The 15,890-nt window shown below is 69.1% G+C and carries 12 protein-coding genes; 10 read left to right on the forward strand and 2 right to left on the reverse strand.

The genetic code is table 11. The features are described from left to right. The first annotated feature begins 70 nt into the window (after positions 1-70). From ACIBEF_RS10430 to ACIBEF_RS10445, 4 genes are read left to right on the forward strand one after another with little or no spacing between them, the layout of a single operon-like run. Positions 71-1,096 (forward strand): zinc-binding dehydrogenase, encoded by a 1,026-nt coding sequence (locus tag ACIBEF_RS10430; protein ID WP_396792911.1) that lies wholly within the window; start codon positions 71-73, stop codon positions 1,094-1,096. Further along, complete coding sequence (locus ACIBEF_RS10435; protein WP_396792913.1) at positions 1,093-1,854, forward strand: SDR family NAD(P)-dependent oxidoreductase; 762 nt, start codon at positions 1,093-1,095, stop codon at positions 1,852-1,854. Before ACIBEF_RS10430 ends, ACIBEF_RS10435 begins: the two co-directional genes overlap by 4 nt. Further along, positions 1,851-2,729: an amidohydrolase family protein gene (locus ACIBEF_RS10440; RefSeq protein WP_396792916.1), complete on the forward strand. Its 879-nt coding sequence runs from the start codon at positions 1,851-1,853 to the stop codon at positions 2,727-2,729. The genes ACIBEF_RS10435 and ACIBEF_RS10440 overlap by 4 nt, the downstream gene beginning before the upstream one ends. Further along, positions 2,729-3,718: an aldo/keto reductase gene (locus ACIBEF_RS10445; RefSeq protein ID WP_396792918.1), complete on the forward strand. Its 990-nt coding sequence runs from the start codon at positions 2,729-2,731 to the stop codon at positions 3,716-3,718. The genes ACIBEF_RS10440 and ACIBEF_RS10445 overlap by 1 nt, the downstream gene beginning before the upstream one ends. A gap of 89 nt (positions 3,719-3,807) precedes the next feature. On the opposite strand, the gene ACIBEF_RS10450 is transcribed toward ACIBEF_RS10445, so the two are convergent. Both ACIBEF_RS10450 and ACIBEF_RS10455 read right to left on the reverse strand, forming a co-directional pair. Then, a complete protein-coding gene (locus ACIBEF_RS10450) occupies positions 3,808-5,265 on the reverse strand; it encodes an RICIN domain-containing protein (protein ID WP_396793115.1) in 1,458 nt (485 codons plus the stop codon). Then, positions 5,190-7,355, reverse strand: a complete 2,166-nt coding sequence (locus tag ACIBEF_RS10455; RefSeq protein WP_396792920.1) for a ThuA domain-containing protein — start codon at positions 7,353-7,355, stop codon at positions 5,190-5,192. Before ACIBEF_RS10455 ends, ACIBEF_RS10450 begins: the two co-directional genes overlap by 76 nt. A 521-nt stretch (positions 7,356-7,876) precedes the next feature. Here ACIBEF_RS10455 and ACIBEF_RS10460 point away from each other — a divergent pair. From ACIBEF_RS10460 to ACIBEF_RS10485, 6 genes are all read left to right on the forward strand, one after another. Next, a complete protein-coding gene (locus tag ACIBEF_RS10460) occupies positions 7,877-9,388 on the forward strand; it encodes a sugar ABC transporter ATP-binding protein (protein ID WP_396792922.1) in 1,512 nt (503 codons plus the stop codon). Next, positions 9,385-10,356, forward strand: coding sequence for an ABC transporter permease (locus ACIBEF_RS10465; protein ID WP_112585260.1), 972 nt, complete (start codon positions 9,385-9,387; stop codon positions 10,354-10,356). The genes ACIBEF_RS10460 and ACIBEF_RS10465 overlap by 4 nt, the downstream gene beginning before the upstream one ends. A gap of 2 nt (positions 10,357-10,358) precedes the next feature. Further along, positions 10,359-11,342 (forward strand): ABC transporter permease, encoded by a 984-nt coding sequence (locus ACIBEF_RS10470; protein ID WP_357222388.1) that lies wholly within the window; start codon positions 10,359-10,361, stop codon positions 11,340-11,342. A gap of 13 nt (positions 11,343-11,355) precedes the next feature. Continuing rightward, positions 11,356-12,540, forward strand: a complete 1,185-nt coding sequence (locus ACIBEF_RS10475) for an ABC transporter substrate-binding protein (protein ID WP_396792925.1) — start codon at positions 11,356-11,358, stop codon at positions 12,538-12,540. A gap of 6 nt (positions 12,541-12,546) precedes the next feature. Next, a complete protein-coding gene (locus tag ACIBEF_RS10480; RefSeq protein WP_396792926.1) occupies positions 12,547-13,398 on the forward strand; it encodes a sugar phosphate isomerase/epimerase family protein in 852 nt (283 codons plus the stop codon). Between the two features lie 79 nt (positions 13,399-13,477). Then, on the forward strand, positions 13,478-15,871 hold the full coding sequence (locus tag ACIBEF_RS10485; protein WP_396792928.1) for an RICIN domain-containing protein: 2,394 nt from the start codon (positions 13,478-13,480) through the stop codon (positions 15,869-15,871). Positions 15,872-15,890 lie beyond the last annotated feature (19 nt).

Here is a 15,890-nt window from a genome sequence, read left to right on the forward strand (position 1 = left end):
CGACGGCGATGCACCCACGACCATGCCCGGTCGGCACGACCGACGTACCGACCGTCGAGACGGAGGAACGATGAAGGCAGTCGTCTACCGGGGAGCGCGACACCTCGGGATCGAGAACCGCGACCCGGAGCCACCAGGCCCCGGCCAGGTACGGATCGAGGTGGCCTACACCGGCATCTGCGGTACGGATCTGCACATCTACCACGGGGACATGGACGCCCGGGTTGGTGACTCGGCGATCATCGGGCACGAGATGTCCGGCCGGATCGCGGCCGTCGGCGACGGCGTGACCGGCTGGGACATCGGGCAGGCCGTCACCGTGATGCCGACCAGGCCCTGCGGACGCTGCGCCGCCTGCCAGCGGGGCAACTCACACGTCTGCCACGCGATGAACTTCCTCGGCATCGACTCACCGGGTGCCATGCAGTCCTCCTGGACGGTGCCGGCGGAACTGGTCCTGCCGCTTCCCGAGGAGTTGCCCCTCGACCACGCGGCGCTCGTCGAGCCGGTGGCGGTCGCCGTGCACGACGTACGCCGGGGGAGCGTGACCGCCGACGACCAGGTCGTCGTGGTCGGTGGTGGGCCGGTCGGCGTCCTCATCGCCACCGTCGCGCGGGGCCGTGGTGCGCGGGTGCTCCTCGTCGAGCCGGACCCGTTCCGGCGCGAGGTGGCGGAGGGCGTCGGAATCGAGGCCGTCGACCCGCGAGCGACCGACGTCGTGGCGCTGGTCAACGACCGTACCGATGGCGCGGGCGCCGACATCGCCTTCGAGGTGTCCGGCGCACCGGCCGGCGTCACCACTGCCGTCGACGTCCTCACCACCCGTGGGCGGCTGGTCATGGTGGCGATCCATCCTCAGCCCCGCGAGGTCAACCTGCACCGGTTCTTCTGGCGTGAGCTGGAGCTCCTGGGTGCCCGGCTGTATCAGCGCGACGACATGGTGGAGGCGATCCGGTTGGTCGCCTCGGGTGCCATCCCGGCACAGCGGCTGATCTCCCGGGTCGAGCCGGTCGAGGCGGCCAGCGCGGCCTTCGAGGCGCTGGAGGGTGGCGGCGTCATGAAGGTGCTGCTCGATGTGCGGGAGGGGAACCAGTGACGGCGTTGTTCGACCTGTCCGGTCAGACCGCCGTCGTGACCGGGGCGCGGCGCGGTATCGGCCTCGCCATGGCCGAGGCGCTGGCCCTGGCCGGCGCCGACATCGTGGGGGTCTCCGCCCAGCTCGAAGCGGCGGGCAGCGAGGTCGAACGCCGGGTGCGCGCCACCGGCCGCCGGTTCACCGGGCTGCGGGCGGACCTCGGCGACCGGGCGGCCGTGCATCGTTTGGCGAGCGACATCACCGCGCTCGGGCCGGTCGACATCCTGGTGAACAACGGTGGCACGATCGCCCGGACCCCGGCGGCCGAGCACCCGGACGAGATGTGGGACCAGGTGATCGAGGTCAACCTCAGCAGCCAGTTCATCCTCAGCCGGGAGATCGGCCGGACGATGATCGAGCGCGGCCGAGGAAAGATCATCTTCACCGCGTCGCTGTTGAGTTTCCAGGGCGGCATCACCGTCCCCGGTTACGCCGCGTCGAAGTCGGGCGTGGCTGGCCTCACCAAGGCGCTGGCGAACGAGTGGGCTGCTCACGGGGTGAACGTCAACGCCATCGCGCCCGGCTACATCGCCACCGACAACACCCAGGCGCTGCGTGACGACCCCGACCGCAACCAGGCGATCCTCGGCCGGATCCCGGCCGGGCGGTGGGGTCGGGCCGACGATCTCGGCGGTGCCACAGTGTTCCTGGCGTCGACAGCCTCGGACTACGTCAACGGCGTGGTGCTGCCCGTCGACGGCGGCTGGTTGGGCCGATGACGGGCGCGCAGGAGCACGGGCGGGCCGGGATCGTCGACGCACACCACCACCTCTGGGTCCGGGCACGGCACCCGCAGCCGTGGATCGATCCGGTGACCATGGCGGCCATCGACGCCGACTTCGAACCCGCCGATCTCGCGCCGCCGGCCCGGGCGGCCGGGGTCACAGCGACAGTGGTGGTGCAGTCCATCGCCTCCGACACGGAGACGGTCGACCTGCTGGGAGTCGCCGCCGAGGACACAGTGGTCCGTGGGGTCGTCGGCTGGGTGGACCTGACCGCCGCCGACGTCGCGGAGCACCTCGACGGTCTGCGGGCAGCCCGAGGCGGGGAACGCCTCGTCGGCATCCGCCACCTCGTGCAGTCCGAGACCGACCCGGCCTACCTGGACCGTCCCGACGTCCGTCGGGGGATCGCGGCGGTGGGCGCCGCCGGCCTCGTCTTCGACCTGCTGGTACGCCAGCACCAACTCCCCATGGCCGCGCGTCTCACGCGCGACCTGCCCGAGGTCAGCTTCGTCCTCGACCACCTGGGCAAGCCCGCGCTCGGCAGTCCGGAGATGGCCGAGTGGAGTCGGGACCTGCGGTCGTTGGCGGCCTCGCCCAACACGACGGCGAAGCTCTCCGGGCTGGTGACCGAGGTGCCGCACTCGCACTGGACGCCGGCTGACCTTCGACCCGCGGTCGAGGACGCCCTCGACGCGTTCGGGCCGGAGCGACTGATGTTCGGCTCGGACTGGCCGGTCTGCCTGCTCGCCAGTTCGTACCAGCGGTGGGTCGATACCCTGGCCGAGTTGCTGGAGGGCCGGGACGGGGCCGACCAGGCGTCGGTCTGGGGCGGGACGGCACGCCGCGTCTACGGGTTGGAGGCGTCATGATGGCCCGCTCACTGCCGCGCCGCCCGCAGCTTCGGCTCAGCGAGCTGGGCTTCGGCGCGGCCCAGGGGGGCAACCTCTATCGGACGACGACGGACGAGGAGTTCGCCTCGGCGGTCGACGCCGCGTGGGAGGCGGGCGTCCGGTACTTCGACACCGCGCCGCACTACGGTCTCGGGCTGTCCGAACGCCGCCTCGGCGTCGCGTTGCGCCAACGGCCGCGCGACGAGTACGTGGTGTCGACGAAGGTCGGGCGACTTCTGGTGCCGTCGCCCGAGGATGCGCACCTGCGGGACTCCGACGGGTTCGACGTGCCCGCCACCCACCGGCGGGTGTGGGACTTCAGCCGCGACGGCGTGCTGCGCTCCATTGAGGCCAGCCTGGACCGGACCGGGCTGGACCGGATCGACGTCGTCTACCTGCACGACCCGGACGACCACTGGGAGCAGGCCGCGCACGAGGCCGTACCCGCCCTGATCGACCTGCGCGACCAGGGCGTCGTGGGCGCGATCGGCGCCGGGATGAACCAGTCGGCGATGCTGGCCCGGTTCGTCCGGGAGACCGACGTCGACGTGATGATGTGCGCCGGGCGGTACACCCTGCTCGAACAGGGCGCCGCCGCCGACCTGCTGCCGGCCGCCGAGAGCCGGGGGGTGGGCGTCGTCATCGCCGGTGTCTACAACTCGGGCCTGCTCTCGCGGGACCGGCCGCCGGCTGACGCCGTCTACAACTACGAGCAGGCCCCGGCGGAGGTGATCGAGCGGGCGCGGCGGATCGCCACTGTCTGCGAGACGTACGGGGTGACCCTGCCGCAGGCGGCGCTCGCCTTCGTCCGCCAGCACCCGGCCGTGGTGTCGACGGTGGTCGGCGTCCGCACCGAGGCGCAGGTGACCGAGACGGTACGACGCTTCGATGTCGCCGTACCCGAGGAGCTGTGGGGCGCCCTGGCGGCGGCCGGGCTGCTCGCCGTGACGCCCGGTCTGCCTGCCTGATCGACAACGACGTCCCGGCCGGGACCGGCTCCGACTCTCGGATACCGGTCCCGACCGGGACGTCATCTGTTACCGCGACAGCCGCAGGGTCAGAGCGCGGTGAAGCGCCACTGCTGGTTCGTCGCGTTGCTGCAGGTCCACTGCAACACCCGGGCGCCGTCGGCCGTGGAAGCGCCGTTGACGTCCAGGCAGAGCCCGCTCAGCACACTCTTCACCGCGTAAACGCCGGAGGTTCCGGTCGCGGTGGCGGTGAACTTCTGCTGGTTGCCGTTGTTGCAGGTGGCCTGCTGGAGGAAGGCACCCGCCGCGGTGGAACTGCCGGTCACCTCGACGCACTTGCCGCTGTGCACCGCCTTGAGGTAGAGCGCGCCGTTTCCGGCGTCGACGGCCTGCCACCTCTGGTTGTTGCCACCGGTGGACGCCCACTGGGTGATCTGGGCGCCGTCGGCGGTGGAGACACCGCTGACGTCCAGCAGCTTGTTGCTGTGCTGTGCCGTGACCGTGTAGGTCTTGCCCGCCAGACCGCCGCCGGTGCCGGTGCCGGGTGTCCCGACGCCGTTTCCGCCGAAGGTGTGCGAGTCCAGATCGAACGAGTTGTTGCTGTTCTTGAACACCATGTAGAGCGTGTGCGTACCGCCGAGGGCGGCGACGCTCACCGGTGTCGTGGACTGGTAGTTGTCCCAGCCACCCGTGCTGGGCACCGTGGTGGTGGCCAGCAGCGTGCCGGTCGGCGAGTCGGCCCGCAGCTCGATCGAGCCGCCGCCGGACGGCGACGACAGCCGGTAGCTGACCGTCGAGATCCCCGACAGGTTCATCGGGTTGAACGAGATCCAGTCGTTGCTGGAGATGTCACCGATGCGCTTGGTGCTCTCCGCGGCCGCCTGGTCGATCACCCGGATGCCGGACTGGCTGCTGAAGTACTCGGACTGCTTGTGCTTCGGTTGCAGGATCGCCTGTGCGGTGCCGGTGAGCGGGGACCCGCCGCCCGAGCCGCCATTGTCGGTGTACCGCGCGTTCAGCACGTAGAACAGGTTGGCCCCATCGGGGTGCCCACCGAGAAGGTCGGTGGAGATGGTGCCCGAGCAGCCCGGGTACTCGGTGGTCTCGTGGGCGTGGTCGTCGTGACCCAACGCCGGGTTGAGGAACACCTTCGAGCAGTCGACGGTGCCGCCGTCCGGATCGGTCACGGTGATCTGGTACGACACCTTGTCACCGAAGGTCAGCATGCCACCGTTGCCCGGTGTGGTGATGGTGACCACCGGGGCGCTGTTGCCGACGGTGATCGGGACGTTGGCGAAGCCGGTCTTGCCGGCGCTGTTGGTGACCTTCAACTGGGCGGTGTAGTTGCCGTTGGAGGTGTACACCTTCGACGGGTTGGCCGCCGTCGAGGTGGTGCCGTCGCCGAACGTCCACAGGTAGCTCAGCGTGTTGCCGTCCGGGTCGGACGTGCCAGCGCTGCTGAACTGGACGGTCAGCGGTGCGCTGCCGCTGGTGGGCGTGCCGGTGGCCTTGACGATCGGTGACCGGCCGCCCTGGTTGTAGTCGATCCGGTAGAGCCCGGAGTCGCTGTTGCCGCCGCCGAAGTTGGTGCCCCACTCCAGCAGGTAGAGCGAGCCGTCCTTGCCGAACTCCATGTCCATCGGCTTGTTGAACCGCACGTTGGGCAGGAACGGGTTGGTGCGGGTGACCGCCGAGGAGGAGTCGAAGTGCACCTCCTTGACGTAGTTGCGCGCCCACTCGTAGAAGAAGTGCACCCCGTCGTAGTAGGGCGGGAACTTCGTCGCGGAGGGTTCGACGCGTCGTACCGGTAGACCGGGCCACCCATCGGCGCCGAGCCGCCGGAGCCCAGCTCCGTGAAGGTCGGCGAGGTGCCGTAGCCGTACCAGATATTGGGTGCGACGACCGGCTTCAGGCTGGTCAGACCGGTGTTGTTCGGCGAGTTGTTGACCGGCGAGCTGCAGTTGAACTTGGAGCCGACGACGCCGGTGTCCGGGTTGAACGGCGCGTACGGCTGGTTGTCGCCGTGGCAGAACGGCCAGCCGTAGTTGCCGGCCTGCTTGATGACGTTCAGCTCGACCAGGCCCTCGGGCCCGCGGTTGGTGGTGGGCGGGTTCCGGTCCGGTCCGTAGTCGGCCAGGTAGACCCAGCCGTTGGCCGGGTCGATGGAGAAGCGGAACGGGTTGCGGAAGCCCATCGCGTAGACCTCGGGCTTGGTCTGCGCGGTGCCCTGGGGGTAGAGGTTGCCCGACGGGATGGTGTAGCCACCGCTGGCCGAGGGCCGGATGCGCAGCAGCTTGCCGCGCAGGTCATTGGTGTTGCCGGCGCTGCGGGCCGCATCCAGGTTGGACTTGCCCGACCGCCAGTCCAGCGGGGCGTAGCCCTGCCAGTTCGGGTCCAGGTTCGGCGGTGTGTCGTCGCCGGTGCCGATGAACAGGTTGCCGTCCGGGCCGAACTTGATGTACCCGCCGGTGTGGCCGGGCTCGGGGAACGTGCGGTCCCGGTACGCCGGGATGTCGATGATCGTCACGCCGCTGGACGTGTTCAGCGTGTCACCGCTGACCGTGAAGCGGGAGACCCGGTTGACGTCGGTGCTGCTGCTGGCCGGCGAGTGGTACAGGTAGATGTAGCCGTTGGTGGCGAAGTTGGGGTCCAGCGCCATGCCGGTCAGGCCGTCCTCGCCGCCGGTGTAGACGCTGAGCGTGCCGGCGGTGACGGTGCTGTTGGTGGAGGGCTTGAAGATCTTCACCTGGCCGCCGCGCTGGACGTAGAAGACCCGGCCGTCCGGTGCCACACCCAGCGCCATCGGGTCGACGGTGTTGTCGTCGAGGGTGCGCTTCTCGAAGTTGCCCCAGACGGTGCCGCCGCAGTCACCGGCGGCGTTACCGGCCGCCCACTTGATGCCACCGAGCACGTGATTCTGGAAGTTCGCCTCGCTGTAGGAGCCGATCGCGTGGCCCATCGCGGTGGCCCACACCCGCCCGCCACTGGTGTTGCGGCACCACGAGATCGGATGATCCGGGCCCATCGCCCGGGATCCCGGGTTGTACGTGCGCTCGTCGGCGGTCACCAGCACGTGCACGTTGCCGCGCGGGTTGGCGTCGAAGTTGTACCACTCTTCGCTGCGGGTCCACCGATCCGGCAGGCTGGCCGTCGACGGGTGCTTCTTGTCGGCGACGATGGCGGTGCCCTGGAGCACGCCGGGGGAGTGCTCGGGCATGTGGGCGCCACCGTTGATGGTCTGGTCCCACCACGGGTATTCGCTCTCGATGCCCATGTCGGTGGCATTGTGGATGGCGACGATGCCCTTGCCGCTGGCGAGGTAGCCCTCCACCGCCTGGCGTTGCGCCGTCGAGGTCCAGACCATGCCGGAGGTCTGGAGCATGACGATCACGTCGAAGGTGGCCAGGCTGCTGGCGGTGAAGACGCTTGAGTCCTCGGTGGCCACCACCTCGAAGTTGTTCGCCGCCGCCTGCTGCTGGATCATGCTGATCCCGGCGGGGAGCGAGTCGTGGCGGTAGCCGGTGGTCTTGCTGAACACCAGGGCGCGGAAGGCCGGGGCCGCCGACGCGGGTGGGGCGAGTCCGAGCGCCAGTAACAGGCCGGCGATCACCGAGATGAGCAATGTGTTACGACGCATGCCGTCTCCTAGGTTGGGCGGGCGTAGGGATTGCGACCACGGGCCCTCCGACGCGTCAGGTTGACCCTGGACACGTGAGGGGACGCGGGCGCCCTTGTCTGCCTCATGCCGTTCGCCGCAACGGCAGTCAGACCTGCGAGACGTCACACAGCGTGATCGTGGCTGTGGTTCTCGTCCCGGGGTCCACGAGGTCAGGATGAGCTAGAGATTGATGACTGTCAATCCACAAAGTAACGTCCGACGTCCTGCCCGGTGGACGGCGTTCGTGCCCGGCTTCCTCGCTACGGCACCGCCTGTCGATCCCGGCCCGACCTGGCAGTCAGTCTTGATCGAGGATTGCGGACCCGCATCCAAACATCTATCTTCATACGTGTGATGTTTCGTCGGTGTCAAGGGAATGTTTGCACCGCAAGAACGTAAGTCGTGGTTGTTGCCACGAAAGCTTGTTGTTCAGTGCCTCAAAGCCGCCGTAGTGTGGCATCTAAACGTGTCTATGACTACTGTCTGTGAGGGCCTTCGGGATGTCAGATCCGCCGCCGACGCCGCTTCTCACCCTCCGGGGCATCGGCAAGTCCTTCCTCGGAGTCCGCGTTCTCGACGGTGTCGACCTCGATGTCGCGCCGGGCGAGGTGCACGCCGTGGTCGGTGAGAACGGTGCCGGGAAGTCGACCCTCATGAAAATCGTCTCGGGCGGGCACGCCCCGGACGGAGGCACTGTCGAGTTCGCCGGCGCGACGCGTACGTTCCGTGGCCCGCGCGACGCGCAGCGGGCCGGCATCGGCATCATCCACCAGGAATTCAACCTGCTCCCGGAGCGCACCGTCGCGGAGAACGTCTACCTGGGGCACGAGCCGGTCCGACGCGGGCTCGTCGACCGTCGGGGGATGATCGACCGCACCGCGCGGCTGCTCACCTCGATCGGTGAGACCACGTTGCCGGCCGACGCCCGGGTGGGGCAGCTGGGCGTCGCGCAGCAGCAGGTCGTCGAGATCGCCAAGGCGCTCGCCCTGGACGCGCGGCTGCTCATCATGGACGAGCCGACCGCCGCGCTGGCCGACCACGAGGTCGAGCTGCTCTACGGGCTGGTGCGCCGACTCCAGGAGCGGGGCATCGGGCTGCTGTACGTCTCGCACCGGCTCGCCGAGGTCTTCGACCTGTCCGGGCGGATCACAGTGCTCAAGGACGGTCGTCGCGTCACCACAGTGGACACCGCTGACACCACTGCCGACGAGTTGGTACGGCACATGGTCGGCCGGGAACTGTCCAGCTACTACCCGGACCGGGCCGTCCCCGAGGACCGGGGCGCGGTGCGGCTCAACCTTCGCGACGCGGGCAACCGGAAGCTGCGGGACATCAACCTCCAGTTGCGCGCCGGCGAGGTGCTCGGCATCGGGGGCCTGCAGGGTTCCGGGCGCTCGGCGCTGGCCCGCGCGATCTTCGGGGTGTCGCCGTTCACGACCGGCGACATCACACTCGACGACCGGCCGGTCCGACTGCGCTCACCCCGCACGGCCATGCGGGCCGGCATCGCCTACGTCACCGAGGACCGCAAGGGCGAGGGGATCGTCCCCCGGCAGTCGGTGCTGGACAACGCGCTGCTCGCCAGCCGGGCCGTCTTCGCCGCCCGGTCCGGCCGGGCGGCGAGGGCCGCCCGGGTACGCGAGTTGCTGGCCGCCGTGGAGATCCGTGGCGCCGGCGACGACCAGGAGATCCGTTTCCTGTCCGGGGGCAACCAGCAAAAGGTCGTGCTGGCCCGGTGGCTCGCGCTCAGCCCGCGGATCCTGCTCTTCGACGAGCCGACCCGGGGCATCGACGTGGGCGCGAAGTCAGCCATCCACGATCTCGTCCGCCGCCTCGCCCGGGATGGCGCGGCCGTGCTGATGATCTCGTCCGATCTGCCGGAGCTGCTGGGAATGAGTGACCGGATCGTCGTCATGCGAGACGGCCGCGTCGCGGGTGAGCTGCCCGCCGGCGCGACCGAGGAGGAGGTCGTCGCGCTGGCGGTCGGCACGGCACGTGAGGTTGCCGCATGAGCGCTCTGTCGCTGCTGCCGGCCCGGCGTTCCGTACCGGGCGTGTTCGTGGCCCTGACCCTGACCCTGACGATCGGCTGGCTGGTCGTCCTGCTCGACGGTGGTCAGCTCTTCAACCAGTCCACGACCGTGAGTCTGCTGCATGTCGCGGCCGGCCTCGGGCTGGTCGCGGTGGGCCAGACCCTCGTCATCCTGGGGGGCTCGCTGGACCTCTCGGTGGCGTACGTGATCAGTCTCAGCACCCTCGTCGCGGCCGAGACGATGAACGGCAGCGACGGCGCGGTGCTGCCGGCGATCGGCCTGGTGCTCGTCGTCAGCGCCGGTGTCGGGTTGCTCAACGGGCTCCTCGTCACCAGGTTCCGGGTCAACGCGTTCATCGCGACCCTGGGCGTCGGGTTGCTGCTCAAGGGTTACCTCGACAACGGCTACGACGGCCCGGCCGGCACCACAGCACCCTCGCTCGTGCAGGCGCTCGGCTATCAACGGGTCGGGCCGGTGCCGGTGTCGTTCCTGCTGTTGATAGCGGTCACCGCGGCGGCCTGGTTCGCGTTGTCGCGGACCCGTTTCGGCCACCACCTGGTCGCCGTCGGCGGGGACCCGGAGGTGGCCCGGCTCTCCGGCGTCCGCAACGACCGGGTCCTCGTCACCGCCCACGTCCTGTGCTCGATGTGCGCGGGGCTCGCCGGCATCTACCTCGCCAGTCGGCTCGGCTCGGGCGCCCCCCGGGTCGGCACCGAGGGCCTTTACGACCTGGAGTCGATCGCCGCGGTGGTGATCGGCGGAACCGCCCTCGCCGGTGGGCGCGGCGGCGTCATCGGCACGGTCGGCGGGGTGCTGCTGCTGGCCAGCATCGACGCCATCTTCAATCAGCTCGAGGTCGACGCCTTCTTCAAGCAGGTGATCCGGGGCGTCATCATCATCGCCGCGGTCGCCGTCTACGCCCGCCGGGCCATGCGAAAGGCGGCCTAGCCATGCAGACCGTCCAGCCCCGTTCCCTGCCACTGCGTCTGCCGCGGGTGCGTCCCGGTGGCGTCCTGCCGATCCTCGCGATCCTCGCGGTGCTGCTGGTGCTCGTCGGCATCCGTCAGCCCGACTTCCTGGCCCCGCAGTCGCTGATGTCCTTCCTCGGCCGTTCGGCCCCGATCATCCTGCTCGCCGCCGGCCAGTACTTCGTGATCGTGTCCGGCGAGTTCGACCTGTCGGTCGGTTCCCTGGTCACCGCCCAGGTGGTGGTGGCCGCCCGGCTGATCGACAGCGACCCGGCGCGTACCTGGCCGGTGGTGCTGCTCCTGCTCGCCTTCGGCGCACTGGTCGGGCTGGTCAACGGCCTGATCACGACACGGCTGCGGGTGCCGTCGTTCATCACCACCCTCGGCATGTTCCTGATCCTCGTCGGCGCTGTCTACCTGTGGTCCGACGGCGCACCGAAAGGTGGGCTCTCCGAGGAGTTCCGGCGGTTCGGCCGGCGGGCCTTCGAGGACGTGCCGGTGCTGGGCCGCGTGCCGTACGCGCTGGTGGTCCTGGTGGTCCTGGCGGTGGCGGCCGTGCTGCTGATGCGCTCGGACTTCGGCCGGACGCTGGTCGCCGTCGGCGACAACCCGCGCACCGCCGAGCTCAGCGGCGTACGCGTCTGGCGTACCCGGACCTTCGCCTTCATCCTCAGCGGGCTCGCGGCGGCGGTGGCGGCCATCCTCCTGGGCGGCTACAGCGGCGTGTCGTTCCAGGCCGGCGCGGGCCTGGAGTTCGGTGCGATCACCGCTGTCGTCCTTGGTGGGGTGGCGCTCGGCGGAGGTCGCGGAGCGGTCGTCGGGGCGATGCTCGGCGCGCTGACCCTCGAACTGCTGTTCGCCCTCATGAATTTCTACGGCGTCTCCGGCGCCCTCAGGTCGACCGTCCAGGGCGCGATCATTCTGCTCGCCGTGGCGGTCTCGGCAACCCGTTCTTCGTCGAGATAAAGGGGAAACCATAGTGCGACGTTCCATGGCGGCCATTGCCGCTGTCACCCTGCTGTCCCTTGCCGCCTGTGCCACCGACGAGCCGGCCGCGAGCCCGTCGGGAAGCGCGTCCGCCGCCACTGGTTCCGGCACCGGAGACCAGTCGAAGTTCTTCGTGCAGGCCGACTACGACGCCGAGTTGGCGCTGCTCGACGCGGCACCGACAGGCCCGGCCGACAAGCCGTGGGAGCAGGTGCTCAACCCCACGTTGGTCGACACCGCCAAGTTCAAGAAGAACGGCCCACACAAGATCTGCTTCTCGAACGCGGCGCTGAACAACCCCTGGCGGCAGGTCGGGTTCAAGACCATGCAGGCCGAGGTCGAGGCGCAGAAGAGCCGCATCAAGGAGTTCGTGCACGTCGACGCCGAGGGCAAGGACCAGAAGCAGATCGCGGACATCAACGACCTGCTCGGCAAGGGCTGCGACGCGCTGATCGTCTCGCCGAACACCACCGCCACGCTCACCCCGGCCGTCGAGGCCGCCTGCAAGGCGGGGCTGCCGGTCGTCGTCTTCGACCGCGGTGTCAACACGAAGTGCCCGGTGACGTTCATCAACCCCATCGGCGGCTACGGGTTCGGTCACGTCGGGGCCGAGTTCGTCAGTCAGAAGATGAAGCCCGGCGGCAAGGTCCTCGCCCTGCGGATCCTGCCGGGCGTGGACGTCCTGGAGACCCGCTGGTCGGCGGCGAAGGTGGCGTTCGACAAGGCGAAGGTCGACGTCGTGGGCGTCGAGTTCACCGACGGTGACCCGGCCAAGACCAAGAAGATCGTCGACGACTACATCCAGCGGTACGGCACGATCGACGGGGTCTGGATGGACGCCGGAGCGACGGCCGTCGCGGCGGTCGAGGCGTTCCAGGACGCGGGCAAGCCCGTTCCGCCGATGAACGGCGAGGACCAGCTCGACTTCCTGAAGATCTGGAAGGACAAGAACCTCACCGCGATCGCACCGACCTACCCGACCTACCAGTGGCGGACGCCGATCCTGGCGGTGCTGCAGATCCTCGACGGCAAGCAGGTGTCCAGCCCGTGGAAGCTGCCACAGCCGACCGTCACGCAGGACAACCTCGACAAGTACCTCGACCCGAGCATGCCGCCGCTGCACTACGCGATGTGCGGCTGCACCGACCTGCCCGGCTACCCGCAGCGCTGGAAGTAGGAACCGATGTACGCCATCGGCGTCAACCCGTGGGTGTGGGCCTCTCCGGTCGACGACAAGGCCCTGGCCGAGCTGATCCCGCGGATCGCGTCGTTCGGCTTCGACGCGGTCGAGTTGCCGATCGAGCAGCCCGGCGACTGGGACCCGGTCCGCACCCGGGACCTGCTGGCCGAGCACGGCCTCGTCGCCGCCGGCGTCTGCGCGGTCACCCCGCCCGGACGGGACCTGGTGGACGCCGCGCCAGCGGTCGTCGAGTCGACGGTGGCGTACCTGATGAATTGTGTGGAGAACGCGGCGGCCGTCGGCGCTGGATGCGTCGGCGGCCCCGTGTACGCCTCGGTCGGCCGCACCTGGCGAATGTCGCCAACGGCCCGCGCGGCCTGCTACGCGGATTTCCGGCGTGCCCTGGCGCCGGTGGCCGAGCAGGCCGGTGAGTTGGGCGTGAGCATCGGTGTCGAGGCGTTGAACCGCTACGAGACGAGCGTCGTCAACACGATCGAGCAGACGATCGAATTGATCGACGGGCTACCGCCGAACGTCGGCATCATGATCGACACCTACCACATGAACATCGAGGAGGCCGACCCCTACGCGGCCCTCGCCGTCGCCGGCCGGCACATCAAGCACGTCCAGGTCAGCGGCACCAACCGGGGCGCTCCGGGTGCCGACCACTTCGACTGGCCCCGGTTCTTCACCGTCCTGCGGGACACCGGTTACCAGGGCTCGATTTGCATCGAGTCGTTCACCGCGGAGAACGAGACCATCGCCACCGCCGCGGCGATCTGGCGTCCGTTGGCCCCCTCGCAGGACCGTCTCGCCACGGACGGCCTGCGCTATCTCCGGGAGATCCTCGGATAACTGCCCGACCCGTCACCCCCGCGCTGGTCGAGGCCGCTCCGCCACCCCCACCCCGTTCTCATGTCAGGAGCACCGTCCCGTGTCCTCGTCTCTCTCGTCGCTGCGCCGACTGTTGGCCGGCGCCGCCGCGACAGCGGTGACCGCGCTGGTCGCGGTAACCGCCTCGGCGTCCCCGGCCTCCGCGGCCACCACCATCCTCTACGCGTCACCCTCCGGCACCGGCACCGCGTGTTCCGCCAGCCAACCGTGTTCGCTGACCGCCGCCCAGACCGCGGTACGGGCGATCAACAGCGCGATGTCCGGTGACATCGTCGTGGAGTTGGCCAGCGGCGCGTACCGGCTCTCGTCGCCGCTGCGGTTCACTGCGGCCGACTCGGGCAACAACGGCTATCAGGTGATCTGGCGGGCGGCCTCCGGCGCGCGTCCGACGATCACCGGTGCCCGGGCGGTCACCGGCTGGTCGCTCGTCGATTCCGGAAAGAACATCTGGCGGGCAAACGTCGGCACCGGCCTCGACTCCCGTCAGCTCTATGTCAACGGGGTCGTCGCCACCCGGGCACGCACCGCCGTGAACCGCTCCGACTTCACCTTCACCACGTCCGGCATGCGGTTCACCAACAGTGCGCTGAACTACCTGAACAACCTCGGCAACCAGAACCGGGTCGAGGTGGAGAGCGTCGGCTCGTTCACCGACCGGTACTCGCCGGTGCAGAGCATCAGCGGAAACTTCCTGACGATGCAGCAGCCCGCGTGGAACAACAACACCTTCGGCTTCGACACGCTGTCCCGTCCCCACCGCGCGGGCCCGTTCTACCTGGCCAACGCGTACGAGTTCCTGGACTCGGCGGGGGAGTGGTACCTCAACCCGAGCAACGGCCAGCTCCATTACATCCCGCTCAGCGGACAGAACATGAGCTCGGTCAGCGTGGAGCTGCCGCAGTTGCAGTCCCTGGTGAACGTCGGCGGCACCTACGACGCGCCCGCGCACCACATCTCGTTCAGCGGGATCACCTTCACCGGCACCAGCTGGCTCGGTCCGAGCAGCAGCAACGGCTTCGCCGACCAGCAGACCGGCGCGCACATCGTCGGTTCCTGGGCCCGCCCGTCGGACGCGCTGACCTCCTGCCAGGAGGGTTGCCCGCTGTTCGAGGCTACCCGCCCGAGCTGGGCGCAGATGCCGGCCGCGGTGCAGGTCTCCGCCGCCAACACCATCAGCTTCAGTGACTCCCAGTTCGTCAACCTCGGGCAGACGGCCATCGGCATCGGCAACGACGCCAACGCCCACGCCAGCGGTGTCGGCCTGGGGGCCAACAACATCACCGTCACCCGCTCCGAGATCGCCCGTAACTCCGCCGGCGGCGTCGTGGTGGGCGGCGTACGCGCCGACGCCCACCACCCCAGCGACCAGCGGATGGTCAACCGTAACGTCACCGTCAGCAACAACAAGGTGCACGATCTCGGTCTGGAGTACCGGGGTGTCGTCTCGATCCTGACGACCTACGTGAACACCTCGCTGGTCTCGCACAACGAGGTCTACAACATGCCGTACACCGGTCTGTCGGTCGGCTATGGCTGGGGCGCCAACGACGCCGGTGGCAGCCAGCACTACGCGAACCGGGGCCTCTACAACTACCAGCCGCGGTACTCCACGGCGACCACCGCGGCCAACAACCAGGTCATCGGCAACTACGTGCACGACGTCATGCAGCAGATGACCGACGGCGGGTGCATCTACTCGCTGTCGGCGAACCCAGGCGGGTTGATCGCCGAGAACTACTGCCTGCGCACCAACGGCTGGTTCGGGCTCTACTTCGACGAGGGCTCGCGCTACTACACCGCCCGCAACAACGTGTTCTCCTCCACCGGCACCTGGGCCACCGCCAACTACTACTACGCCGAGAACATGGGCAACTTCACGGTCACCAACAACTGGTCGACCAGCAGCGGCACGAACGTGACAAACGGTGACCGCGGCAACGTCGTCAACGGCAACGTCACGGTCAGCAACGGCAACTGGCCGTCGGGCGCGCAGACCGTGATCAACACGGCCGGTGTGCAGAGCGGTGGCAGCACCAACCCGACGAACGTGCAGATCGTGGGCGCCCAGTCGGGCCGCTGTGCCGAGATCGGCAACTCCAGCACGACCAACGGCACGCAGGCTCAGATCTGGGACTGCATCAGTAACGTCGCCAACCAGCGGTGGACCCACACCGCGAGCCGGCAGCTCATGGTGTACGGCACCAAGTGCCTGGACGCCTCCGGCCAGGGCACCGTCAACGGCACGAAGGTGGTGATCTGGGACTGCAACGGTGGTGCCAACCAGCAGTGGAACATCAACTCCAACGGCACGATCACCGGTGTGCAGTCGGGTCTCTGCCTCGACGCCAACGCCGCCGCGACGGCGAACGGCACGAAGCTGATCCTCTGGGCTTGCTCCGGCGGCACCAACCAGCAGTGGCAGCTGCGTAGCTGATCCAGTAGCACGGACACCG

Origin of the sequence: Micromonospora sp. NPDC050795 (assembly GCF_044456785.1) — a bacterium.
Taxonomy (GTDB): domain Bacteria; phylum Actinomycetota; class Actinomycetes; order Mycobacteriales; family Micromonosporaceae; genus Micromonospora.

What these genes read in the sequence shown, in the direction of transcription:
- ACIBEF_RS10430 (WP_396792911.1), top strand. Translation starts at nt 71, where the DNA reads ATGAAGGCAGTCGTCTACCGGGGAGCGCGACACCTCGGGATCGAGAAC.
- ACIBEF_RS10440 (WP_396792916.1), top strand. Translation starts at nt 1,851, where the DNA reads ATGACGGGCGCGCAGGAGCACGGGCGGGCCGGGATCGTCGACGCACAC.
- ACIBEF_RS10445 (WP_396792918.1), top strand. Translation starts at nt 2,729, where the DNA reads ATGGCCCGCTCACTGCCGCGCCGCCCGCAGCTTCGGCTCAGCGAGCTG.
- ACIBEF_RS10455 (WP_396792920.1), bottom strand. Translation starts at nt 7,355, where the DNA reads ATGCGTCGTAACACATTGCTCATCTCGGTGATCGCCGGCCTGTTACTG.
- ACIBEF_RS10460 (WP_396792922.1), top strand. Translation starts at nt 7,877, where the DNA reads ATGTCAGATCCGCCGCCGACGCCGCTTCTCACCCTCCGGGGCATCGGC.
- ACIBEF_RS10465 (WP_112585260.1), top strand. Translation starts at nt 9,385, where the DNA reads ATGAGCGCTCTGTCGCTGCTGCCGGCCCGGCGTTCCGTACCGGGCGTG.
- ACIBEF_RS10470 (WP_357222388.1), top strand. Translation starts at nt 10,359, where the DNA reads ATGCAGACCGTCCAGCCCCGTTCCCTGCCACTGCGTCTGCCGCGGGTG.
- ACIBEF_RS10480 (WP_396792926.1), top strand. Translation starts at nt 12,547, where the DNA reads ATGTACGCCATCGGCGTCAACCCGTGGGTGTGGGCCTCTCCGGTCGAC.